Source organism: Sphingobacterium sp. CZ-2 (genome assembly GCF_004526235.1).
GTDB classification, from domain to species: domain Bacteria; phylum Bacteroidota; class Bacteroidia; order Sphingobacteriales; family Sphingobacteriaceae; genus Sphingobacterium; species Sphingobacterium tenebrionis.
In genome coordinates this window covers 3,241,349-3,263,260 of the sequence record NZ_CP038159.1, presented here as the reverse complement: position 1 = coordinate 3,263,260, position 21,912 = coordinate 3,241,349, and the positions used below count along the sequence as shown (strand labels likewise).

Sequence of the window (21,912 nt, the reverse complement as noted above, 5' to 3'; positions counted from 1 at the left end):
TTAGTCCTATTTTTGTCGAATAGGGATTTCTAGTAAAAAAATAATACATTTGATTAGTATTGGGTAAATAATTTACTGCTAATAAGGATTTTATCCATGCAAAACACGGGAGGGTGGCCGCCCTTCCGTATCTTTCTCTTTCACAACTACTTTCTTACGAACACCCTCCCTTCTCTAATTTCAAATTTTAGGTTCGATATTTTTTCCATTCCATGAAGCACATCGTGTAAACTGCGGCTGCGCACAATAGAACCTGTAAAATGTTCCTCACTGTTAAATTCATAAACAACCTCTTTGATGTCGTACCAATTAATAATGTCGTTCATGATTTCTCTTACACTGGCATTCTGAAACCTAAAATACCCATCGCGCCAGGCAAGGACTTCGCGAAAGTTTGCTCTCACTTTTTTAATCCCATTTCCAGCTTGTCCATTTGCTTGTTCGCCAGGTTTTAGCATCAGCGCTGCGGTCGATGAATTCACTTGTACACTACCTTTTAAAAGACTGGTTTTTGATTGTTTGGCGGTAGGATAACTTTTCACATTGAATTGGGTTCCTAATACTTTAACTTGATAATCTTTCGTCTTCACCAAAAAAGGTTTTTCAGGATTATGGGCCACTTCAAAGAAGGCCTCTCCAGAAAGCTCACTGTTCCTGTTTTCTTCGTTAAATTCAGCACTTATTTTAAAAACCGAACCTGAGTTTAGGAAAACTTTGGAGCCATCAGGAAGTTGAAGATTATAGCTGGTACCTTTTGCTGTTCTGAATTCGTGAAAGGCTTTGTTGGCTTGTGCTAAACTCTTGCTGAATGAAACTTTGATCATATCATCTGCTGTTTTGGAAAGCTCCACCCCATCATGCTCCATTCCTTTTTCTGATAAATCCTCCAATGCTACTTCGGTCCCATCAGCCAATAATATAGCCGCATTTTCATGTAAAGGGTTAGAGACCTCCTTACTTTCAACATTAGCTAATACATTTATATCTTTATGAGTTAAGGATTTATCTTTAAGGCTGTATAGATAAAAGCCTATACCTGATGCAATCAATAACGTAGCAGCAATGGAAATCCATTTATAGTTCAGACGCTTGGTTTTAGGGGAAGATTGTAGTTCAACTTGATTCAACAAATTTTTATAAACCTGCTGTTGATCAAATTCATGATGGTTGTCAATAGGTTGAACGCTATCCAAGGAGTGATAGAATAGATCTTCATGTTCTTCCAATAAATGAAGATATTCCTGAAGTTCCTCCTCGGAAATAATATTATTTAAAAATTTTTGATTTAATTCTTCGAAACGATTCTTATGCACAATTTAAGTATTAACTATACTATGTACACACGAAGAAGCGGATAGGACTATAAGAAAAACAGAAAAATAAAAAAATACAAATAATCCGCCTTTTTAAAGGTATGACGAAGGGTTTTTAAGGTTTGGACAATCGTATTCTTAACCGTATTTGGGGAAATACCTAATTCATCTGCAATTTCTTTATGCGATTTACCTTCTTCTCTACTCATGATCCATACCAGTTTTTGGCGTTCAGGTAATAGATCCACAGATTCTTGAAGAATTTTATTGATTTCGGAAAGTTGATGTGCAGAATCCTCAGCCAAAACAGTCATATTTTTAATCAATTCCTGCTGGGCCAACAGATCATATTTCATGGATCTCAATTGGTTATAACAGATTCTCTTAGCGATCACATAGATATATGGCCATAAATCCTTGGCATCATCCAACTCTTCCCGATGCATCCAGACCTTCAAAAAAGTTTCTTGGACGACCTCTTCCGCTTGTTCCTTATTTTTCAGAATATGGAAAGATAGGTTATAAATATTAGCAGAATAAGCATCAAATACAACCTGAAAGGCCTGAATACTGCCTTTCCTCAAATCAATATATACTTGATTTTGTATGGTCATGTTGATCGAATGCTTTTAATAAGTAAATGAATCCAAATTTAGCTAACTAATATTAACAGTATATTAAATTTGAATTTGTCCGGATTATATGGTTATAGAAACCACATCATGATTTCTGGTTTAAAATTACAGTTTTAAATGCTTAGTAAAAATTAAAAGCGAAAATCTTTTCGCTTTTAATACTTTATTTTTTCTGAAATTGCTGTTTGAATCTTTGCAATTCAGCATCAATAAGATTTGGCCATGCCTGCAAACCTTGTCTAATGATTTTTTCGCCTTCTGTAGGATCAAAATCAATAGTTGCATTGATGGCATCCTGCTGTAATTGATCCAAATACTCTTGCTTTGGTGGCACATTTGGATCTACATTTTCAGGTTCTTCATTTACTTTTGGATTGTTTTTAGGATTACTCATAGTATATTATTTTAAATTATTTAATCATTTTTTTTACTTCTTCCAATTCATCAATATCAGTTACTGTTTTATCTTTCCGCCATCTTAGTATTCGTGGAAAGCGTAAGGCTACACCAGATTTATGCCTGGAACTCCAACCAATTCCTTCAAAGGCAATTTCAAAAACCAATTCTGGTTTAACAGTACGTACTGGACCGAATTTTTCAATTGCATGCTTATTCACAAAGCGGCTAACTTCCTGGATTTCCTTGTCCGTTAATCCAGAATAGGCTTTGGCAATACTTACCAGATTGTCTCCATCCCGGACCGCAAACGTATAATCGGTATAATAGCCACTCCTTCTTCCTGCTCCTTTTTGGGCATAGATCAATACAGCATCTATCGTGAGTAGATCCACTTTCCATTTCCACCAATCCCCTTTTTTCCTGCCGGTATGGTAGATGGAGTTCTTTGCCTTCAACATCAGTCCCTCACTGTTCATATCCCTCGACGCTTCCCTTAAGTCGCCCAATTCTTCTAGACTTGAAAATTCTAACAGCGGTGATAACATAAAAGCAGAGTCTTTTTGCTTTTCATACAAATTCCTTAGTAATTTACGTCTCTCAACCATTGGAAATTGCCTATAATCAACATCTTTATATTCCAGAATATCATAGAGATACATGCTGACTGGAATCTCTTTAATAAACTTTTCCGTTAACTTTTTCCTGTTCAGTCTTTTCTGCAAAAAAGTGAAATTGAGGACCTGCTCTTCTGCAAAGGCAATTATTTCTCCATCCAACACAAAATCGTCCTCCCACTTTAATACCTCTTCCACAATCTCAGGAAACTGGTCTGTTACTAATTCCTCTCCGCGCGACCAAATGAATACTTCTCCTTTTCTCTTAATAATCTGTCCACGGATCCCATCCCATTTATTTTCAGCAAACCATTCTTCAGGTTGGAGTATGGTCGATTCCAAATTCTCCAATGGGTAGGCCAGACAAAATGGATATGGTTTGGAGAGGTTGCTGTCCGAATAGCCCCCTTGAATCAAGGTATCGAAATCCAATTCCTCAAAATCCCATTTCCCCATAATACTATGGGCTACGGCGTTGGCATCAAGATTATATTCTTTCGCAATCGCATTGATCATCCCTTTGGATGAAACCCCGATTCTAAAGCTTCCGCCCAATAGTTTATTGAAAATAAACCTTTCCAAATGTGGTAAGCCGTCCCAAGCCCAAAGTACAAATTCCTTTTTCTCTTCATCGGATTTCCCAGACAGCTCTTGGATTTTTTCCATCCATTCACTCAACGAAAAATCTAAATAGGTCGAAGGTTGTGGCAATAAGAGGGAAATGGTTTCTGCTAAATCTCCCACTGAAGCATATGATTCCTGGAAAAGCCAATCCGATATACCTGTTTTATAAATCAAACATTCCCGAAGCAATTTAGTTCCTACTATCCTTCTTGGTCTTTTCCCAGCAAAAAGATTCAATAACCATAATTTATCCGCATTTTCTGCTGTTTTTAGGAACAGCGATATCGCTTCCAATTTTTGGTTGGTTTTATTGGTACTATCCAATTGATTGATCAAGACAGCGAATTCTTTCATGAGGCTATAGTTTCATCTTCTTCTTTTCCAAAAGCAGTGGTTATTTCCGATGCTTCAATCCCTAATTCATTGATATATTTCGTAAAAATGGCCGTCTGGCCATGGGTGACATAGACCTGTTCTGCACCGGTTCCTTTGACTACCTCAATTAAATCGTTCCAATCCGCGTGATCGGATATAGCAAAACCTGCATCAGCACTTCGCCATCTTCTAGCCCCTCTTACCGCCATCCATCCCGAACAGATGCCGTAGGCCATATTGGGTATTTTCCGAATGATATTGGTTCCTACCAGAGAGGGCGGCACTATTACAATCTGTTGGTTTACTTGTTTGATCCCTTCTTCAAAATCCAAGATATGATATGGAGGTAATGGAATATCCAATTCCTCGAATGCCTGATTCAAACGGGCAATGGATCGATGTACATAAATCGGCCCAAGCTGGCCAACCGCTTTTAATATCCGTTGCGCCTTTCCCAACGAGTACCCCACAAAAACACTGGTTTTACCCATTTGCTGATTCTGCTGAACCCAATTCTGAAGACCTTTATTTTGTTCGTCTACGGAATCCCAATTATATATGGGTAAACCAAAGGTACTTTCCGTCACGAATTCATGGCAGGGAACCAATTCAAAAGGCGTAGAAATTCCATCGTTCTGTAATTTATAATCGCCAGAAACCACAGCCACCCTACCTTTATATTGCATTCTGATTTGAGCTGAACCGATGATATGGCCTGCAGGATGAAAGGATACTTCCACCCCATTAATGGTAATTCTCTCTTGATAGGTAATTCCTTGAACTTGGATTTCATCTCCCAAACGGATTTTTAGAATGGGAACCGTGAAGTGATGGCATAAATATCGTTTCATACCGGCCCTTGCATGATCGGCATGTCCATGCGTGATGAGCGCCTGGTCGACGGGCAACCAAGGATCAATATAAAATCCTCCAGGTATGCAATAAATCCCTTCCTTCCGAAATTCCAATAAGCTCATACGTAATGAACCTAAATTGGAAAGACATTGTTTGAAATCGTAAAATTAAAATTTATTAAAACCAAAATATGTTTACGTTGTTGTATTAATAGAACGCACAACAAACGTGTAACACATTAATTAAACTATATAATATGGACTCATTAGATTTAAAAGGAAGATGGAATGTCTTAAAAGGCAAAATTAAACAACAGTATGCAGATTGGACTGATGATGATTTGTTGTATGTTGAAGGAAAAGAAGATGAGCTTTACGGAAAGCTTCAAAAGAAAACCGGAAAAACTCGTGAAGAGGTACAAACTTGGTTGAGTGATCTGGATAAAGATTAATTATTCGTTTATGCTTATTTAGATCTATCATAGATTTTTAAGCGTAGATAAAAATTAATCTAAAGGAATAAGCCTAACATTTTTGTTAGGCTTATTCTATTTAAAAGCTAAATCTTAATGATTAGAAGGATTAGCAATATTGTTTACCTAATAAAAAAAGATGATATGAAGTATTCAAAATATTTAAAAATTGCAGTTGGGACGGCATTATTGGTTGGCCCATTTATTTTTCAGGCCTGCAAGTCGGTAAAAGTACCTGCTGGTGTCCAGGTAGTGGATAATTTCAACATTAAATCCTATGCTGGAAAATGGTATGAGATCGCACGATTTGATTTCAAACATGAGAAGGATATGGATCAAGTAACAGCGGAATACACTTTGAATGAGGATGGCAGCGTGAAAGTCTTGAATAGAGGTTTTGACACGGTTAAAAACGAATGGAAGGAATCAGAGGGTAAAGCTAAATTCATTGGCGAAGAAACAAGAGGTGCGTTGAAAGTTTCCTTTTTTGGGCCATTCTATAGTGGCTATAATGTCGTAGCCATGGATCCTGATTATGAAAATGCCTTGATCTTTGGAGAAAGCAAAGATTACATCTGGTTTTTATCCCGTAATAAGACCATGCCGGAACAAGTCAAACAAAAATTCCTGAAACTTGCTCGCGATGCAGGATATGATTTAGATCGTTTGGTCTGGACCAAACAATAGGAAATTGTCCTTTGTAGCTGCATATCTTATTATTTGGAATAGATTTAACTATTTAAACCCTATTAATATTTATTTTATTAATTTTCGGCACAAATAGGAATCAATGATTAAAATATTAAGAACCTTCAACCTACATTTTGGTGAGGAATCCCGTGAGAAGGTCATGGAGGATGTCAAGGCCAATATTTCTTTTAAAGGAGCCAATTTATGGGTATTGGCCTGTGCGATTGTTATTGCCTCAGTTGGTTTAAATGTGAATTCAACGGCCGTGATAATTGGTGCCATGCTTATTTCACCCTTGATGGGTCCTATTGTCGGAGCCGGATTTTCCTTGGGAACCTATGATTTTGATCTGTTAAAAAAATCAGCTAAGAATCTGGGGGTAGCCACTTTGGTCAGCCTTTTCGTATCCTTTCTTTATTTTTTATTGAGCCCATTCAAAGAGGCACAATCTGAACTTCTGGCCCGTACGGCACCCAATATTTACGATGTACTGATCGCCTTTTTTGGAGGGCTTGTTGGTGGTATTGCCATTACAAGAAAGGAAAAAGGAAATCCAATCCCCGGAGTGGCTATTGCAACTGCCTTAATGCCTCCCTTATGTACCGCAGGATATGGATTGGCAATTGGAAACCTAGCTTATTTCTCTGGAGCCATCTACCTGTATACCATCAACTGTTTTTTCATCTGTATATCTACTTTCTTGATCGTCAAATTATTGAAGTACCCAAAGGTAAAGTTTGTTGATCAAGCAAGGGAAAAGCGGATCACCCGCATTATTTCGGTTCTTCTAGTTATTATGTTGGTACCTAGTTTTTACTTGGCCTACAGTCTATTACAGGAACGAAAATTTGCACAGAACGTATCCCAATTTATAGAGAAGGAATTTACTTCCAAAGGGCATACCATCATCTTTGAGAGAACCCAATTTAATTCGAGAGTGAAAAAAATAGAATTGGCCTTATTATCCAAGCGATTCAATGCAGCAGAATTAAAAGACTTGAATGATCGATTAGAAAATTATAATCTGACAAATACCGAATTGTTGATCCGTCAAGATAGCACAGATCTTAAAAGGGATATCCTGGCCGAGATCAGCAAACAATCGCAACATGTCTCAGAAAAAGACATTACTATACAGAATTTAAGGAACGAACTGTCTACCTATACATTCAATGATAAAGAACTGATCCAGGAAATCACTACCCTATTTCCCGAAATAAGTCCATTTTCAATAGGGAAACAATTGGTATTTATCAATCCGGATAGCAGTTATGCCGAAGTAGTGTTGCTGCATTCTTCCAAAAAAAATGTAGCTGATGCTGAACTTAAGCGTTTATCGGATTGGTTGAAGATCAAACTTAAAAATCAACAGATCAAAATCGTTGCTGATCCCAACAGTTAATATTTCAAACTAATTCGTTTCTGAGCTGTTGTTTTTATACGGATAAACATACATTGATAAAAACACAGTAGCTATGAAAAACGAGATCTTAGAGTTAGAAAAACAATATTGGGCGGCCATGGCGGCGCATGATTTCAAAACCGTTACCAACTTAACCCATTTCCCATGCATATTAACTGCTAAAAATGGGGTTCGTGAAGTGGATGAAAAGGCATTTCAGGAGGGATTTGAGCAAGCTAAGGAAATGGAGATGAAAATAGTGGGTATTAAGGATGAAAAAGTTCAGATGCTTTCAGATGACTACGGAATCATTGGCTATACCGTTGAAATCGAACATGTTGTAAAAGCAGAAACCACCCGATCAAAAGCAGCCTGCAGTTCGGCATGGATCAAAGAAGACGGAGAGTGGAAATGTGCTCTGCATTCGGAAACAGAAATAAATCAATAAATTATTTAGAATAAATTTAAATAATAAAAAAAGTGTAGTACATTTGCCTCAAATTAGAATTGTTCTAAACAATGAAGGCAGTGTACTATTTTTATATTACCATTCTTCTAATTTGCCTGCATCAAACTGCTCTTGCCCAACAACCTTACTTACAAGGTCGCGTAATCAACCAAGACAAAGAGCCCATAGTTTTTGCCAGTGTCCATTTTGAAGAATTAAAATCTACTATATCAACAGATAATGAGGGTCGGTTTTCCATAAAATTACCGGCTAAACCCCAGGATCTTCATATCCGAGTTAGTGCTGTTGGCATGAGGACCCGCCTTTTGCTAATCAAAAAACAAGACTTAGCAAAGCCTGTGTTTATTACCATGGAAGGATTGAGCTATACTTTGGAAGAGATCAATGTCCGTCCCTTATACGAATCGACCTTAAACTCCAATAGTTCCATTGTTTTTGATGAAGAAGCGATAGAAAAGATCCAGGCATTTAGCTTAATGGATATTCTCAACACCATTCCAGGAAAAGCAACGACTGCCCCAACCATTGATGCTCCGCAGACCATTACTCTAAGAGGTATTCAAGGTGGAGCATACGATTTAAATAACTCCTTAGGTGTTCCGATCATTATGGACGGGATCTATCTTTCCAATGACGCCAATATGCAGGCGAGGGCGTTTTCACAATGGGGAATGAGTAGTGCAGCTTTAGGTGGAGCTAATGGGACTTCAGGTGGTGATGTACCATTTACAGGAATTGATCTAAGGGAAATTCCTGTGGAAACCATTGAAAAGGTGGAAATCATTCAAGGTGTTGCTTCCGCAAAATATGGCGAATTAACAGATGGTGCCATATTAATAGATCGAAAAGCCGCGAAAACACCCTACTCTTTCGTGACTAATATTAATGGCGGTTCAAGCAATTTCAGTATTTCAAAAGGGTTTGATCTAAAAAAGAAATTAGGCGCTTTGAACCTGGGTATAAACTACGCCATTAGTAATCCAGATCCAAAAGACAGAATAAAACAGTTTGATCGTTGGAATACTTCCCTCATGTGGACCGTATCACCTGTTAAGAACATCAAAAATACCCTAAGTATCGATTTTGGTTTTCGTAATGATGAAATGAAATTCGATCCTGATGATGCCGATCAGCAGACTTCCTTGACAAAAAACACGAATTTTCGGATAAGTAACCGACTGAACATTGATTTCGAAGATAAATTTGTCGATCAGGCAAATTTTAGTATCTCTTACTCCAAAGGTTCCCAACACAGTTATAAGCAGTGGTTGCTGAACCAATTACCCAGAGGTTATGCTTATAAAGATACTACCGGAATTTATGAAGGTGTTGTGCTTTCAGGAAGATATATTGCAGAAGAGGAGATTCTCGGAAAACCGATAACTGGCTCTGTTAATTTATATCTATCTTCAAAAATTGAAACTGGAGAAATACTACATTTTATTTCCTATGGGTTTTCTGGGAATTATTCCAACAATGGCGGACAAGGTATTATAGCCGATCCAGATAAGCCTCGGTGGATAAATCAAAACGGGCAGAATGCCCGACCCTACTCCTTCCAATATTTAGATCCGTTGATCAATTACGGTTTTTTCTTTTCCGACAGTTTTAACCTGTCCTTGGGCAATCGGAAATTAATATCAAATTTAGGATTAAGATTAGATCAGCAAAATAGTTCCTGGTCATTGCAACCTCGGTTAAGTACTACCTTACGCTGGAATTCCAACTTGAATTTCAATGCCGCTTTTGGTATCTCCACCAAGAGTCCGACCATGGTACATCGCTATCCCCCACCGACTTTTCTGGATATCCCACTTATTCTTGCCTACAACAGTGAAGATGCACTATATCTCGTCTATACAGAGAAATTTTTGGCAGACAACAGTCATCTGAAACCATCAAAATCCAGTCAATTTGAAGTTGGAGCTCGATATCAGACGAAAACCTTCAGCACTTCTTTAAATGCCTTTTTCAAAAGTAATAAAGATGGATTCCATACCGTACAATCCTATAGAAAAATAACTGTTCCGGAATATACCTATCAATTTGACGAGAGCTTGCGGGAAATAATCTACCAAAGTACAGGTAAGACGATCGATTACTACAATTATGGTGGATACAAAATGGGGAACCATTTAAATTCAAATTCCTACGGTGTGGATTGGATGCTCAACATCAATAAGATCAAGGCAATCGAAAGCTCCTTTAATATGAGTACCTCCTTCATTGTATCGGAAGAAAATAATAAGAGTTTTGATGTTGTTAATCTCATTCAACCGATAAAGATCAACAGTGAAAGTATCTGGTATTTAGCCTATCCGCCAAAATCCAATAATAAAAAACTGAATATGCTCAGTAAATTTGGAAGTACAACCCATATACCAAAACTTGGATTTGTCATTATGGCCAACTTCGATCTCTTCTGGTATAATATGACCAAGAGCAAATATGGTACGAAAATACAACAGGCTATTGGTTATTTTGGATCTGATATGAACCTCCTCCCTTTCCCAGAAGATTTGGATCAAATCCCGGTTCGAGATGTGACCTTAAACAATTCCAACCAACCCTTTATTTATGGGTGTCTAAATCTCTCAGTAGCTAAAGAAATTAAAAAGAAGTTCAGGATTGCGGTTACTGCCTATAATGTATTGAATATTCAACCGGAACATATCGAATATTCTTCTTCAAATAGCGAAATATTTACTGTCAATAAATACAATTCTCCACTAAGTATTACGGGTGGAATATCATTTAAATTTTAATCATATGAAATACAGACTAATTACCCTATTCTTTTTAGCTTTGGCTTTCCTACAAAGCTGTAAAAAAGACATCGACACCATTCAACCTGTAAGTATCAGCCTTCAATTGGAAGTAGACCAGACACTTTTCAATTACAAAATTCCATTTGAAAAAGCGAATGTAGAGATTATCAATAAAACCAATAATGAAAAGTATACCGCCAAAGCGAATGCAGATGGATTGGTGAATTTTAATTCCCTTAGCCCAGGCACCTATTCCTTAAATGTTTCTCTAGAATTAGATGCAGAGGAAGTATCCTCCTTAAGTGGACAGGTGACAAGCCAAGACCTACATTTGAACTACAGTGCAGACAACCTTAACTTCACAACAAATTATTCCAGCAATATCAGGTTGATATCCAGTACGCCTGTTGGGAATTGGGTATTTAAACAAATATATTATGCAGGTTCAAATACCAGTAAAGGTGCAGTAACACGAGATCTATTTGTTGAAATCTATAACAATTCAGATCAGGTATTATATGCAGACAGTTTGGTTTTTACCATCGTTTATGGCAAAACGAATAATAATACAGCTGAATTCCTGTTACCAAACCTGCAGTTTGACTGGAGTAAATCCTTAGGCATGAATGTAAGTAATAATGCCAACGAGGATTATGTTTATGCAAAGGCCATGTTTATGATTCCATCCGATGGATCTGGAAAAAAATATCCTGTACAGCCTGGGAATAGTATTATCATTGCCGAAACAGCTATTGATCATACCAAACCGTATACCTTAAACAGCGATAAAGTGCAGGAAATTGAGGATCCGACTTTAACAGTTGATTTAAGTAAAGCAGATTTTGAAGTGTATTTATATCCTTATGAGCAAAAGATCCAGCCTGGACGCACAAAATTCGCTTCTGATATCGATAATCCTAGCGTTATGGATGTTGAAACTATCTTTGCTACTGGAATGCGGGATATGGTGCTGAACCCACAAGGAAAAGACTCCTATGCTTTATTTAAAGCCAGCTCTGCAGTTGATCCCAATAATTTCCCAAAATATCCAGAACCAACTACGAAGACCGTAACGACTGAAACGACCAGATACCCACAAATACCAACCGATATATTAATGGATGCCGTAGAAATTTCATCGGTACTGGAAAAGGACAAAACACCAAGAAGGTTGCATATTTCCTTGGATGCAGGTTCGGCAGCCACGCTTTCTGGACCTTATTCCAGCCAATCGGTGGTCAGAAGAACAAAACAGACGGTAAATGGACGTCGCATCTTACAGGATACCAACAATTCCTCTAAAGATTTTGGCGTTTTGACCAAAGCGGATCCAAGTAAAACAGCAAGTTCATTTATTGATTAATGCGTTTATATCTAGTTATCATTTGGAGTTTACTCACCCTTCCATCCTGCCTTTATGCGCAGGATGAAAGGGATTCTATATACCAATCAGAAATCATCGGTAAGCTGATTAAAGATCATTTCTTGCAGCACCATTTGAGTTACCCCAAAAACTTTGGGGAAGTGGAACTGAATTACCAAGGAACATCCGGAGATCTCCGTTTGGCCCAGGAAGCCTATTCCCAAAGAAACATCAATTTTTATGCTATTGGATCAAATGAACTTGGTAAATTTCAAATATCTGGTGATTTTTTGTTCAACAAAAAATTGACAGATAGCTTATCATTTGGTCAAAGAAATGATATGGAACCCTGGAATCCATACAGTTATTATGCTTCAAAAGCAGGGAATTATGAGAGCCAATTATATAGAAGTAATTTTACGCTTTCATATCAATTAGGAAAAATATTAAGACCATATATGCAAATCAATTACCAATATCTTTGGACCACAGGTTCTGTGGATCCGAGATTTGATAATAAAGTATTTGGTATTCAATATAGGCCAGGATTACAAGTAAATGTGAAGAATTCTAGTGTTGCCTTAGCAGCTATAATCGGCAATGGTAGGGAATCACAGGCCATATCCTATAAGAATAAGAACTATTCCCAAAGTCTCCAATTTCCTGACCGAATTCATTACCTCAGTCTTGGATATGGAAATAATGCCATTAAAGACAGTTTGAACAATCGTAAGTACACTGATTTATGGGGAATGGAAGTCAGTTTGCACCAGCCACTTAGCTCCAACACCTCACTGGATATCCTATCTTCTTTAAAAAAGAACAAACAGGAATTCACTACAGACCAAAAGAGCACTAACAAGGTTTATCATGTTCGTGGAATCTACCATGAAGATCAATATTTCGGATCGGCTACTTTATTCAAAACCACGCCTAGCTTAAATCAATACCTGAATCTGAAGGCAGATTATATCAGGGGTTATGATTTCATAAGAGACCTATCGGCTGACTTGTCAAAATCAAATTATTCGGTGAATGTCTTTAATTCCAGCTTGAACTATTTGGCAGAACAACAATCCCCTAAGCCAATCAATTTCCTTTATGGCTTAGATCTTTCCTATTTTCAGGTCCATCGACAGGATAATGCGCAGTCCATTGATGTAGCCAATGCTAATTTAAAAATTCAAGGAACATTTGGAGCCAATATAAAGACAGGAAATGCAGAACTACTCCGTTTTCAAATCAATCCTTTTTACCGCACTTCTATTTCAGATGATCTGAAATATGCTGCGAATAGTATGAACCATTATATTCAACAAGTCGTTTTTTGGGATTATACCTATTACAAAACCAACCTTTTAGGCGCTAAATTAGGAGCCGAATGGCAATCCCGAAGCTTGTTCAAACAATATATTTTCGCGGTTAAAGCTGACTATCAGATTGAACAAGGAAAAATCAAGCCCTCTGAATACATTATAAATCATCCAATTGGAAATTTAAATAGGCAACAATTTCAAATTGGGGTTAAATTATATCTGTAAATTCCTTCGTGCTTTAGGAAACAAAACTTAAATTATGCTGTCTTTATTCTATATTTACAGCATACTTATAAGAAACATGATCATTATTAACAATTACGAAGAGTACAAATCACATGAAGGAAAGGTGTTAGGCGTTTCACAATGGCACCAGATCGATCAAGCACAGATCAATAAATTTGCGGATGCTACGTTAGACCATCAATGGATCCATGTGGATGAAGAAAAGGCTAAAAATGAAGGTCCTTTCAAATCAACGATTGCCCATGGATACCTTACGCTTTCCCTGATCCCCTACCTTTGGAAACAGATTGCTGATGTCAGAAATGTAAAAATGGAGATCAATTACGGTATTGAGAATCTACGATTTGGAGCTCCAGTATTGGTGAATGATGAAGTCCAATTGGAAGCAACCGTAAAATCCATTAGTAATTTAAGGGGAACAGTAAAAGCAACCATTACCGCCAAATTAAATGTTAAAGGAAATAACAAGCCGGTATATGTTGGCGATGTGGTATTCCTATATCATTTTAACGATTAATAGATAAAAATTTCGAAACTTACATAATTTAGTATAATTTTACACTAATTATTTAGGTATGAATTATCATTTTTTACATGAACTGTTGGATTCTGCAGCTGCTTATGAAGCAAGCCAACAGGAAACAAATCAGGAAAAGAACCTACAAGGTTATATCGATTGGTTAACCCGTAAAAACCAGGATTGGAAAGATCCAACGTGGCAAGGCAAGGAACTTGGCCGTTCAGCAGAAAGTGTGATCTGCACCCTACTCATTCACATGGGAAGGTATGCAAAATCCTATTCAAAAGCAGCTATTGAAGGATCTGATTTTTCTACCCAAGATGAATTCATATTTCTGATTAATCTAAAAGCACATGGCTCCATGACCAAAATGGAGCTTATAAAATTAAATAAACAAGAAAAACCAGGAGGGATTCAGACCATCAATAGATTAATAAAGATGGGTTGGATAAACCAAGTAGCATCCCAAGAAGATAAACGTGCTAAACTAATTCACCTTACTCCAAAAGGGGAACAAGCTTTGGATGCCCAAATGGATAAAATACGTACAGCTACTAAAATAGTTTCTGGCAACCTCACGAACATCGAAAAAAATCAGCTGATTCATTTATTGACCAAATTGGATCTCTTCCATGAACCCATCTACGAAATGCATCCTTCCACGGATCATTTATTGGATATTGGAATAGAAAAAATTAGTACAAAATAAAACCTTTTATATATTTTTTGGTTTATAATTATATTAATATCAAGCGATATAAGGTTAAAATTACACTTTTAAGCCTCTTTATTTAGTGTATTTATATACTTTTATATACTAAATTTCTATATTTGCTTTTGATATTGATATAATATTATACCAATGAATCAAAGCAAAAGAAAAAAAGTAATCGTAATTGGCGCGGGTATTTCCGGTCTATCGGCCGCATGTTATGCAGCAAAAGCAGGACATGAAGTACATATGCTAGAAAAAAATGGAAGCCCGGGAGGACGTGCTCGTCAATTCAAGACCGAAGAAGGTTTTACTTTTGACATGGGACCCAGTTGGTATTGGATGCCCGATATCATCGAAAATTTCTTTCAAGATTTTGGATTCCGCTCAGCTGATTTTTATACGCTTGACCCATTAAATCCACAGTTTGAATTCATAAGTAAAGATAAAAGAGTATCCATACCAAAGGATGCCAAGGAGATAAGAGCTTTATTCGAATCAGAAGAACCTGGAGCAGGAAAGAAATATGATGATTTCATGCGTGCTGCAAAATTTAAATATGAGGTGGGCATGCAGCAATTTATTGATAAACCCTGCCACTCTATCCTAGAATTTACGAAACCCTCCCTCCTTTCCTCCGCCTTAAAGCTTCATCTTTTCCGAAATTTCAGGTCTTACGTAGGCTCTTATTTTAAATCACCATTGCTAAGATCTATCATGGAATTTCCGGTGATATTTTTAGGAGCCTCACCAGCTAAGATCCCTGCCATGTACAGCTTAATGAATTATGGGGGCTATGAACTGGGGACTTGGTACCCACAGGGTGGGTTTTTTGAACTGATCAAAGCGATGGTAAAAATTGCGGAGGATTTAGGCGTAAAAATCCATTACCATGCTGCTGTTAAAGACCTTAAGCTTGTAGCCGATCAGTCTAAAAATGTGCGCATTGCCTCTTTCAAGATTCAAAATGAAACGCATACCGCCGATGAGATCATTGCTTCCTGTGATTATCAGCATATGGAATCCCTGCTTCCTGAAAAATTCAGGAATTATTCATCATCTTATTGGGAAAAGAAAACCTTCGCACCTTCCAGTTTGATCGTTTATCTGGGAATCAAAGGAAAGATACCTTCAATGAAGCATCATACGCTATTTTTTGACGCTGGGCTGGATGAACATCTCGACGAAATCTATAAGGAAAAATCCTGGCCGAAAAACCCTTTATTCTATGTGTGCTGTCCGTCTAAAACGGATCCGCATGTAGCTCCTTCAGGTGCTGAGAATTTATTTCTGTTGATGCCTTTGGCCACAGGCCTTGAGGATACTGAAGAAGCCAGGGAGAAGTACCTGGATATCATGCTTTCCCGCATTCAGAAACATTTTGAATGCCCGGATATTAAGGAGCGAATTTTATATAAAAGGAGCTATTGCGTGGCAGATTTTAAGAAAGATTACCAAGCTTATGGTGGAAATGCCTATGGATTGGCCAACACCTTATCGCAGACTGCGATCCTAAAGCCTAGTATCAGAAATAAAAAGATAAAGAACCTGCATTATACCGGTCAATTAACGGTTCCAGGGCCTGGAGTTCCACCTTCGCTGATCTCCGGAAAGATTGTCGCAAATGAGATATAACGATTATGATGTATTCAAAAACATAAGCTATGAAGAAATTATATGATGAATTGGCTTATAAAATAAGTCAAGAAACCACCCAAAAATATAGCACTTCATTTTCATTGGGGATAAAAGCTATTGATAGGCACTTGAGACCAGCAATTTATGCGATCTACGGTTATGTAAGGTTAGCGGATGAGATCGTCGATAGCTTCCATGGATTCGACCAGGAACTTCTTTTGAACGAGTTTGAAAGGAACACCTTTGAAGCCTTGGAAAAAGGGATTTCCTTGAATCCCATCCTGCAGTCGTTTCAGGACACGGTTCGACAGTATCGAATTGACTACCAGCTGATCCATCAATTTCTTCACAGTATGCGTATGGATCTTAAAAAAGTGGAATATGATCTTGATCGATATCAGGAATATATCTTGGGTTCTGCAGAGGTGGTCGGCCTGATGTGCCTGCATGTTTTCGTGGAAGGTGATCACACGCAATTCGAACGTTTAAAACCATACGCCATGAAGTTGGGGAGTGCTTTTCAGAAGGTCAATTTTCTTCGCGATCTGAAAGCTGATTTTGAAACCTTAGGACGAAGCTATTTTCCGGAAATCAACCTTCGACAGTTCAATTGCGAAATCAAAAAGTCCATTGAAAAGGATATTGAAAAAGATTTTCAGGTAGCTTTTGTTGGTATTCAACAATTGCCCATATCATCCAAATTTGGTGTTTATTTAGCCTATACATATTACCAAAGTCTATTTCAAAAGATTAAGAACACAGCAGCGAAGGAGATCATGCAGAAAAGAGTACGGATTCCGAATACGCAGAAATTCTATCTGCTGATGTCCAGTTACATGAACTTTCAGATCGCACGATTTTAAGACCCCATGAATTGTAAACGTTTATGAAAATACTAAGTATGATATCCATCTTGATCTGCAGTCTGGGACTGGTATTTTCTACCGAAAATTATAGCTCCAATCTGATCAAGGCCGCCAGTGATAAGGATGTTTGCTCCATCATGCTGCAGCAGTTGGAAAAAACCAACAAAACGAATTTGGAGATGGCCTATGCAGGGTATTACCATTGTATCTGGGCCAAGCATGCTTTCAATCCAATGGCAAAATTGAGCAGTTTCAAGAAAGGCAGAAAGCTCCTGGATGAAGCGGCTGAAAAAGAACCTAAAGCGGTGGAGATACGTTTATTGCGATATGCTATCCAATACAACTCCCCTTCCTTTCTGGGTTATAAATCCAGTTTGACCAAGGATCTGGAATATGTAAAGCAGCATAAAACCAACATCAAGGATAAATCGCTCAGGATATTTTTAGAAAAGCAAGGGATTTAAAAAATTAAGAAAATATGGGATATCTTATCTTATTGATCACTTTCCTCCTCATGGAGCCCATCACCTGGTTGACCCATAAATATGTGATGCATGGTTTCCTTTGGAGTTTACATAAAGACCATCATGATCATAGTCATGATGGTGCTTTTGAACGCAACGATCTGTTCTTCATCATTTTTGCCGTACCTGCCATTTTTCTGATCTACAAAGGCATGGAGCCGGAAACTTGGTACCTGTTGTGGATTGGTATAGGGATTACTTTATATGGCATGGCTTATTTTTTTGTCCATGATATTTTTATTCACCAACGTATCTCCTTATTACGAAATACCAAGAACCCCTATTTATTAGGCATACGAAGAGCACATAAACAACATCATAAACATGTCGGAAAATTTCCAGGGGAATGTTTTGGCTTTCTCTGGGTGCCCATCAAATATTTTAAAATGTATTTTAATGCCCCTAAGAGATGATCCAATTCACCTACCTCTTAATAAATATTTTGACGATCAGCATCTGTTTTATCTTCTCATTTGATAAGCGGATCCGATTCGACAGGTATTTTATGGATTTTCTGAAAGCAGCAACCTTGGTGGCTATTCCTTTCATCATATGGGATGCCTGGTTTACCAAGATAGGCATTTGGTGGTTCAATGAAACCTATTTGTTAGGCATTCCTCTAGCCGGATTACCCTTAGAAGAGATCCTGTTTTTCTTCTGCATACCCTTCAGCTGTGTATTCACCTATTTCTGCTTGAACAAATTCTTCAATCTGGAATGGATGAATGCCTTCAACAACATTATTGTATGGCTGACGGTCATTGTTACATCAGTAATCGCCCTACGGTTCCATGAATTACAATATACCTTTGTTACCGCGCTGGTTACCCTTTTAAGCATACTGATCCTAAACTTTGGACTTAAAATGGAGTCTATAGGAAAGGTATCTTTTATATATGGACTATTAATGTTGGGATTTTTGCCAGTAAATGGCGTGCTGACGGGAACGGGATTGGAATCGCCCATTGTCAATTATAACAGCAATGAATTTATGAATATTCGAATTGGCACCATCCCCATTGAGGATGCTGTTTATGGGTATGTGCTGATCATCTGGAATGTATTCTTTTTTGAAAAATTTAGCCATGAGAAAAAATCAAGAGATAAAAAATAGGGATTTGGTTGTTTTGGTCAATGAGCAAGATGAGGAAATGGGACTCATGGAAAAGATGGAAGCCCATCAATTGGGTTTATTGCATCGCGCGTTTTCCGTATTCATATTCAATAAGGAAGGGAAAATATTGATCCAACGTCGTGCCGCCAAAAAATACCATGGTGCTTTGCTTTGGACGAATACCTGCTGTTCCCATCAACAGTTGGATGAAACTACCATGCAGGCTGCCAAGGAAAGACTGATGGCAGAGATGGGCTTAGCATGTCCGTTATTTGAAGTCTATAAATTTCAATATAAGGAGTATGTGGAGAATAACCTGATCGAACATGAGTTGGATACGGTGCTGGTGGGCTATTCGGATGTAGACCCTGATATAAATCCCTTGGAGGTAGCCGATTATCAGTGGATATCTCTGATGGAATTATTGCAGTGGATGCAAAGGGAACCGGAAAGCTTCACCATCTGGTTCAAGATTATCCTTCCGAAATTATTGACCACCTTTTCGAATATTTCACCGAATTAATTAGGTCTGGTATTTGAATTATTTAGGACAGGCTTTGAAATTTCCTATTTTTGAACAGGTAAATAAGTATGCTTAGGATTATCGAAATTGATGGAACCTGGCATAAAATGGGGTATACCGAGATGAATACTCAAAATGCCATTCCCGAGCAGATAGTTTTCCCCTTTTTTGAGTAGTACTATGGGTGCTCTTTTCTGATTAGCCCATTTAAAAGGGGTATACAGGTTATCCCCTTCCAATGTATCTCCAACTATTTTTCCATTGATTTCTCCTTTGACAATATATCCGCCTGGTTTGGTATTGATAATCTTGCCATGGAAACGGTCTTTGTAAAGCACTAAATGCAATCGGGAAGTATCTCGATCAACGATGGAAATAAAATCTTTTTCAGTTTGGATTTTACTGCGTTCTTGATTACAGGAAGTAATAAAGAAGAGGATGTAAAGCAAACTAAATAAAATATTCAACCTCATTTTGCGCATTTCCATTTATTAGACCTTATTTTTGTTTGGTGAATTTTTCCAGTTCAAATGGTAAAAGATGAGGGTAATCCTTCAAAGCATCTTTGATAAACTGTTCGCCATTTTTCTTCCCCAGTACTTCCGCCATTTTCTGAGCCTGATCTTGAACATGCTGAAGGAATTTCTTGTTCGGATCGTTAGGTCTTTTCTTTGGCCCCTTGGTTTGAGAATTTTTATTCTTGGATTGTTGAGGATTGGAATTCTTGGATTGATAAGAATCTTTATTCTTGGATTGTTGAGGATTTGTGTTTTTTGAATGTTGGGGATTGCTTTTCATAATACAAAGGTAGTTTTTTAGCGTTAAAAAACGATAATGGAAATCCCACCGTCATTGCGAGGAGGCACGAGGAAGCAATCTTTGAACTTTGTCATCCTGAGCATCGTCGAAGGATCTTTACGGGTACCATATTTAGATGGTTCGACTACACTCAGCATGACATGCGGGAAGATTGCTTCGTTCCTCGCAATGACGGGGAAAGTGCCTCGCAATGACGGGGAAAGTGCCTCGCAATGATGGGGAAAGTTTACCCCACTCCCGGGGAAAAGTCTATCCCATTGAAAGGTTAAGACCTGTGTTAAAGTATCATGAAAGTAACCTAAAAGTATGCTTTTCGTATGTAATACATACAAAAAGCATACTTTAACCTTACTTAAATATTACTTTTACACTGAAGAGTTAAGGAGCAAATTATGTAAGAAACAAAACGCTCTGTTTTTACAATAATAATTGTCATGGATCCATTGCCAATAGGAAACCCTCAAAAAAAAAAGGAATATTAACATGAAAACATTTAAAGATAATATTCTACTCATGAATCCAATAGTCCAAAATTTACATCCTAATTATAAAATTTCCCTCATCTTTGTAATTCAATAAACATCCTATTACTCATGAAACAAACAATCCTCGGAGCAAACGGCCAAATAGCAGAAGAGTTGGTGAAAGAACTCAAACTTCATTATACAAATGATATCCGCTTGGTCAGTAGAAATCCTAAAAAGGTTCATGAAACCGATGAGTTATTTCCTGCAAACCTGCTAGATGCGGAGGCGACCTCCAAAGCTGTTGAAGGTAGTGATATCGCCTATCTCACCGTTGGCTTGCCAATGAATAGCCAAATGTGGATTGATCAATTCCCCATTATGATGCGGAATGTGATAGATGCCTGCAAAAAACACGACACAAAACTGGTGTTTTTTGACAATACCTATATGTATCCTAAAACCAGCGAACCCCAAACGGAAGAAACATCTTTCCAACCTAATGGACCAAAATCATCCGTAAGAGCAGAAATGGCAAATATGCTTTTGGAGGAAATGAAAAATAAGCAGATCGAAGCCGTTATCTGTAGGGCACCAGAATTCTATGGCACAGGGAAAACACAGAGCATTACCAATGGCATGATCTTCGAAAAGATAGCACAACACAAAAAACTGATCGTTCCGATCAAAGACAATACCCGAAGGACACTGATCTGGACACCCGATGCCAGTCGAGCTATGGCATTAATCGGGAATACACCCGATGCTTACGGACAGACCTGGCATTTGCCATGCGATGACCAGCGAATGACCTACAAAGAGATCATCGATCAATCTTCGCAGATTTTACAAAGAAAACTTCCATATAAAATATTGTCTATGCTCTTTTTCAAATTCGGAAGCCTCTTTAACAATCAAGCAAAAGAGCTACTCGAATTATTACCACGGTACAAATACGATAATATTTTCGTATCTGATAAGTTCAAGAAGAGATTTCCAGAATTTAAGATTACTTCCTACCAGGAAGGAATCAAAAAAATGATTAATCCATCAAAACAATAACAAAACAGTTCCTATCCTCCTTTATCTGGTAGTATAAATAACCATGATGCGCTTCAATAATGGATTTGGATAAGGAAAGTCCAATCCCTGCGGACCATTAATAAATCAATATTTCTTCTGAAACACAGT

At 37.7% G+C, this 21,912-nt stretch carries 23 protein-coding genes; 16 read left to right on the top strand and 7 right to left on the bottom strand.

Annotation, left to right across the window (positions count from 1 at the left end):
• Positions 1-146 precede the first annotated feature (146 nt).
• From E3D81_RS14325 to E3D81_RS14305, 5 genes are all read right to left on the bottom strand, one after another.
• Positions 147-1,313, bottom strand: a complete 1,167-nt coding sequence (locus tag E3D81_RS14325) for a FecR family protein (RefSeq protein WP_134777919.1) — start codon at positions 1,311-1,313, stop codon at positions 147-149.
• Positions 1,314-1,360: 47 nt separating this feature from the next.
• Entirely contained in the window at positions 1,361-1,927 is a 567-nt protein-coding gene (locus E3D81_RS14320; RefSeq protein ID WP_134777918.1) for an RNA polymerase sigma factor, read from the bottom strand.
• 184 nt (positions 1,928-2,111) lie between these two features.
• Positions 2,112-2,342: a hypothetical protein gene (locus E3D81_RS14315; protein WP_099366715.1), complete on the bottom strand. Its 231-nt coding sequence runs from the start codon at positions 2,340-2,342 to the stop codon at positions 2,112-2,114.
• 16 nt (positions 2,343-2,358) lie between these two features.
• The gene (locus E3D81_RS14310) at positions 2,359-3,939 is read right to left on the bottom strand and encodes an ATP-dependent DNA ligase (RefSeq protein WP_134777917.1); all 1,581 of its coding nucleotides are present in this window, start codon (positions 3,937-3,939) and stop codon (positions 2,359-2,361) included.
• Positions 3,936-4,937 carry a ligase-associated DNA damage response exonuclease gene (locus tag E3D81_RS14305; protein WP_134777916.1) on the bottom strand — a complete coding sequence of 334 codons (1,002 nt, stop codon included), beginning with the start codon at positions 4,935-4,937 and terminating at the stop codon, positions 3,936-3,938. The genes E3D81_RS14310 and E3D81_RS14305 overlap by 4 nt, the downstream gene beginning before the upstream one ends.
• 134 nt (positions 4,938-5,071) lie before the next feature.
• On the opposite strand from E3D81_RS14305, the gene E3D81_RS14300 reads away from it, so the two are divergent.
• The 15 genes from E3D81_RS14300 (at position 5,072) to idi (ending at position 19,438) form a co-directional block, all read left to right on the top strand.
• Positions 5,072-5,266, top strand: a complete 195-nt coding sequence (locus E3D81_RS14300; protein WP_099366712.1) for a CsbD family protein — start codon at positions 5,072-5,074, stop codon at positions 5,264-5,266.
• A 165-nt stretch (positions 5,267-5,431) separates the two neighbouring features.
• On the top strand, positions 5,432-5,974 hold the full coding sequence (locus tag E3D81_RS14295; protein WP_134777915.1) for a lipocalin family protein: 543 nt from the start codon (positions 5,432-5,434) through the stop codon (positions 5,972-5,974).
• Between the two features lie 103 nt (positions 5,975-6,077).
• Positions 6,078-7,379 (top strand): DUF389 domain-containing protein, encoded by a 1,302-nt coding sequence (locus E3D81_RS14290; RefSeq protein ID WP_099366711.1) that lies wholly within the window; start codon positions 6,078-6,080, stop codon positions 7,377-7,379.
• A 73-nt stretch (positions 7,380-7,452) separates the two neighbouring features.
• Positions 7,453-7,827, top strand: coding sequence for a nuclear transport factor 2 family protein (locus E3D81_RS14285; RefSeq protein ID WP_099366710.1), 375 nt, complete (start codon positions 7,453-7,455; stop codon positions 7,825-7,827).
• A gap of 71 nt (positions 7,828-7,898) precedes the next feature.
• Positions 7,899-10,613, top strand: a complete 2,715-nt coding sequence (locus E3D81_RS14280) for a TonB-dependent receptor (RefSeq protein WP_134777914.1) — start codon at positions 7,899-7,901, stop codon at positions 10,611-10,613.
• 4 nt (positions 10,614-10,617) lie between these two features.
• Positions 10,618-11,979 carry a DUF4876 domain-containing protein gene (locus E3D81_RS14275; protein WP_134777913.1) on the top strand — a complete coding sequence of 454 codons (1,362 nt, stop codon included), beginning with the start codon at positions 10,618-10,620 and terminating at the stop codon, positions 11,977-11,979.
• A complete protein-coding gene (locus E3D81_RS14270) occupies positions 11,979-13,520 on the top strand; it encodes a DUF6850 family outer membrane beta-barrel protein (protein WP_134777912.1) in 1,542 nt (513 codons plus the stop codon). Before E3D81_RS14275 ends, E3D81_RS14270 begins: the two co-directional genes overlap by 1 nt.
• A 76-nt stretch (positions 13,521-13,596) precedes the next feature.
• Positions 13,597-14,058 carry a MaoC family dehydratase gene (locus E3D81_RS14265; RefSeq protein WP_134777911.1) on the top strand — a complete coding sequence of 154 codons (462 nt, stop codon included), beginning with the start codon at positions 13,597-13,599 and terminating at the stop codon, positions 14,056-14,058.
• Between the two features lie 58 nt (positions 14,059-14,116).
• Positions 14,117-14,770 carry a MarR family winged helix-turn-helix transcriptional regulator gene (locus tag E3D81_RS14260; protein WP_134777910.1) on the top strand — a complete coding sequence of 218 codons (654 nt, stop codon included), beginning with the start codon at positions 14,117-14,119 and terminating at the stop codon, positions 14,768-14,770.
• A 153-nt stretch (positions 14,771-14,923) separates the two neighbouring features.
• Entirely contained in the window at positions 14,924-16,408 is a 1,485-nt protein-coding gene (locus E3D81_RS14255) for a phytoene desaturase family protein (protein ID WP_134777909.1), read from the top strand.
• Positions 16,409-16,437: 29 nt separating this feature from the next.
• On the top strand, positions 16,438-17,274 hold the full coding sequence (locus E3D81_RS14250) for a phytoene/squalene synthase family protein (RefSeq protein WP_134777908.1): 837 nt from the start codon (positions 16,438-16,440) through the stop codon (positions 17,272-17,274).
• Between the two features lie 23 nt (positions 17,275-17,297).
• Complete coding sequence (locus E3D81_RS14245) at positions 17,298-17,741, top strand: hypothetical protein (RefSeq protein WP_134777907.1); 444 nt, start codon at positions 17,298-17,300, stop codon at positions 17,739-17,741.
• A gap of 14 nt (positions 17,742-17,755) precedes the next feature.
• The gene (locus tag E3D81_RS14240) at positions 17,756-18,214 is read left to right on the top strand and encodes a sterol desaturase family protein (RefSeq protein ID WP_134777906.1); all 459 of its coding nucleotides are present in this window, start codon (positions 17,756-17,758) and stop codon (positions 18,212-18,214) included.
• A complete protein-coding gene (locus E3D81_RS14235) occupies positions 18,211-18,915 on the top strand; it encodes a lycopene cyclase domain-containing protein (RefSeq protein WP_134777905.1) in 705 nt (234 codons plus the stop codon). Before E3D81_RS14240 ends, E3D81_RS14235 begins: the two co-directional genes overlap by 4 nt.
• The gene (gene idi, locus E3D81_RS14230; protein ID WP_134777904.1) at positions 18,887-19,438 is read left to right on the top strand and encodes an isopentenyl-diphosphate Delta-isomerase; all 552 of its coding nucleotides are present in this window, start codon (positions 18,887-18,889) and stop codon (positions 19,436-19,438) included. Before E3D81_RS14235 ends, idi begins: the two co-directional genes overlap by 29 nt.
• A gap of 44 nt (positions 19,439-19,482) precedes the next feature.
• Here the strand turns inward: idi and E3D81_RS14225 are convergent, their stop codons facing one another.
• Together E3D81_RS14225 and E3D81_RS14220 are read right to left on the bottom strand one after the other, a co-directional pair.
• On the bottom strand, positions 19,483-19,926 hold the full coding sequence (locus E3D81_RS14225; RefSeq protein ID WP_167554321.1) for a hypothetical protein: 444 nt from the start codon (positions 19,924-19,926) through the stop codon (positions 19,483-19,485).
• A 10-nt stretch (positions 19,927-19,936) separates the two neighbouring features.
• Entirely contained in the window at positions 19,937-20,236 is a 300-nt protein-coding gene (locus tag E3D81_RS14220) for a hypothetical protein (protein WP_134777902.1), read from the bottom strand.
• A 614-nt stretch (positions 20,237-20,850) separates the two neighbouring features.
• Here E3D81_RS14220 and E3D81_RS14215 point away from each other — a divergent pair.
• Positions 20,851-21,783, top strand: a complete 933-nt coding sequence (locus E3D81_RS14215) for an NAD-dependent epimerase/dehydratase family protein (RefSeq protein WP_134777901.1) — start codon at positions 20,851-20,853, stop codon at positions 21,781-21,783.
• Positions 21,784-21,912 lie beyond the last annotated feature (129 nt).

Excerpts from the sequence above, each read along its gene's own strand:
- E3D81_RS14320 (WP_134777918.1), bottom strand. The coding sequence starts at position 1,927 with ATGACCATACAAAATCAAGTATATATTGATTTGAGGAAAGGCAGTATT.
- E3D81_RS14315 (WP_099366715.1), bottom strand. The coding sequence starts at position 2,342 with ATGAGTAATCCTAAAAACAATCCAAAAGTAAATGAAGAACCTGAAAAT.
- E3D81_RS14310 (WP_134777917.1), bottom strand. The coding sequence starts at position 3,939 with ATGAAAGAATTCGCTGTCTTGATCAATCAATTGGATAGTACCAATAAA.
- E3D81_RS14305 (WP_134777916.1), bottom strand. The coding sequence starts at position 4,937 with ATGAGCTTATTGGAATTTCGGAAGGAAGGGATTTATTGCATACCTGGA.
- E3D81_RS14300 (WP_099366712.1), top strand. The coding sequence starts at position 5,072 with ATGGACTCATTAGATTTAAAAGGAAGATGGAATGTCTTAAAAGGCAAA.
- E3D81_RS14295 (WP_134777915.1), top strand. The coding sequence starts at position 5,432 with ATGAAGTATTCAAAATATTTAAAAATTGCAGTTGGGACGGCATTATTG.
- E3D81_RS14290 (WP_099366711.1), top strand. The coding sequence starts at position 6,078 with ATGATTAAAATATTAAGAACCTTCAACCTACATTTTGGTGAGGAATCC.
- E3D81_RS14285 (WP_099366710.1), top strand. The coding sequence starts at position 7,453 with ATGAAAAACGAGATCTTAGAGTTAGAAAAACAATATTGGGCGGCCATG.
- E3D81_RS14280 (WP_134777914.1), top strand. The coding sequence starts at position 7,899 with ATGAAGGCAGTGTACTATTTTTATATTACCATTCTTCTAATTTGCCTG.
- E3D81_RS14275 (WP_134777913.1), top strand. The coding sequence starts at position 10,618 with ATGAAATACAGACTAATTACCCTATTCTTTTTAGCTTTGGCTTTCCTA.
- E3D81_RS14270 (WP_134777912.1), top strand. The coding sequence starts at position 11,979 with ATGCGTTTATATCTAGTTATCATTTGGAGTTTACTCACCCTTCCATCC.
- E3D81_RS14265 (WP_134777911.1), top strand. The coding sequence starts at position 13,597 with ATGATCATTATTAACAATTACGAAGAGTACAAATCACATGAAGGAAAG.
- E3D81_RS14260 (WP_134777910.1), top strand. The coding sequence starts at position 14,117 with ATGAATTATCATTTTTTACATGAACTGTTGGATTCTGCAGCTGCTTAT.
- E3D81_RS14255 (WP_134777909.1), top strand. The coding sequence starts at position 14,924 with ATGAATCAAAGCAAAAGAAAAAAAGTAATCGTAATTGGCGCGGGTATT.
- E3D81_RS14250 (WP_134777908.1), top strand. The coding sequence starts at position 16,438 with ATGAAGAAATTATATGATGAATTGGCTTATAAAATAAGTCAAGAAACC.
- E3D81_RS14245 (WP_134777907.1), top strand. The coding sequence starts at position 17,298 with ATGAAAATACTAAGTATGATATCCATCTTGATCTGCAGTCTGGGACTG.
- E3D81_RS14240 (WP_134777906.1), top strand. The coding sequence starts at position 17,756 with ATGGGATATCTTATCTTATTGATCACTTTCCTCCTCATGGAGCCCATC.
- E3D81_RS14235 (WP_134777905.1), top strand. The coding sequence starts at position 18,211 with ATGATCCAATTCACCTACCTCTTAATAAATATTTTGACGATCAGCATC.
- idi (WP_134777904.1), top strand. The coding sequence starts at position 18,887 with ATGAGAAAAAATCAAGAGATAAAAAATAGGGATTTGGTTGTTTTGGTC.
- E3D81_RS14225 (WP_167554321.1), bottom strand. The coding sequence starts at position 19,926 with ATGGAAATGCGCAAAATGAGGTTGAATATTTTATTTAGTTTGCTTTAC.
- E3D81_RS14220 (WP_134777902.1), bottom strand. The coding sequence starts at position 20,236 with ATGAAAAGCAATCCCCAACATTCAAAAAACACAAATCCTCAACAATCC.
- E3D81_RS14215 (WP_134777901.1), top strand. The coding sequence starts at position 20,851 with ATGAAACAAACAATCCTCGGAGCAAACGGCCAAATAGCAGAAGAGTTG.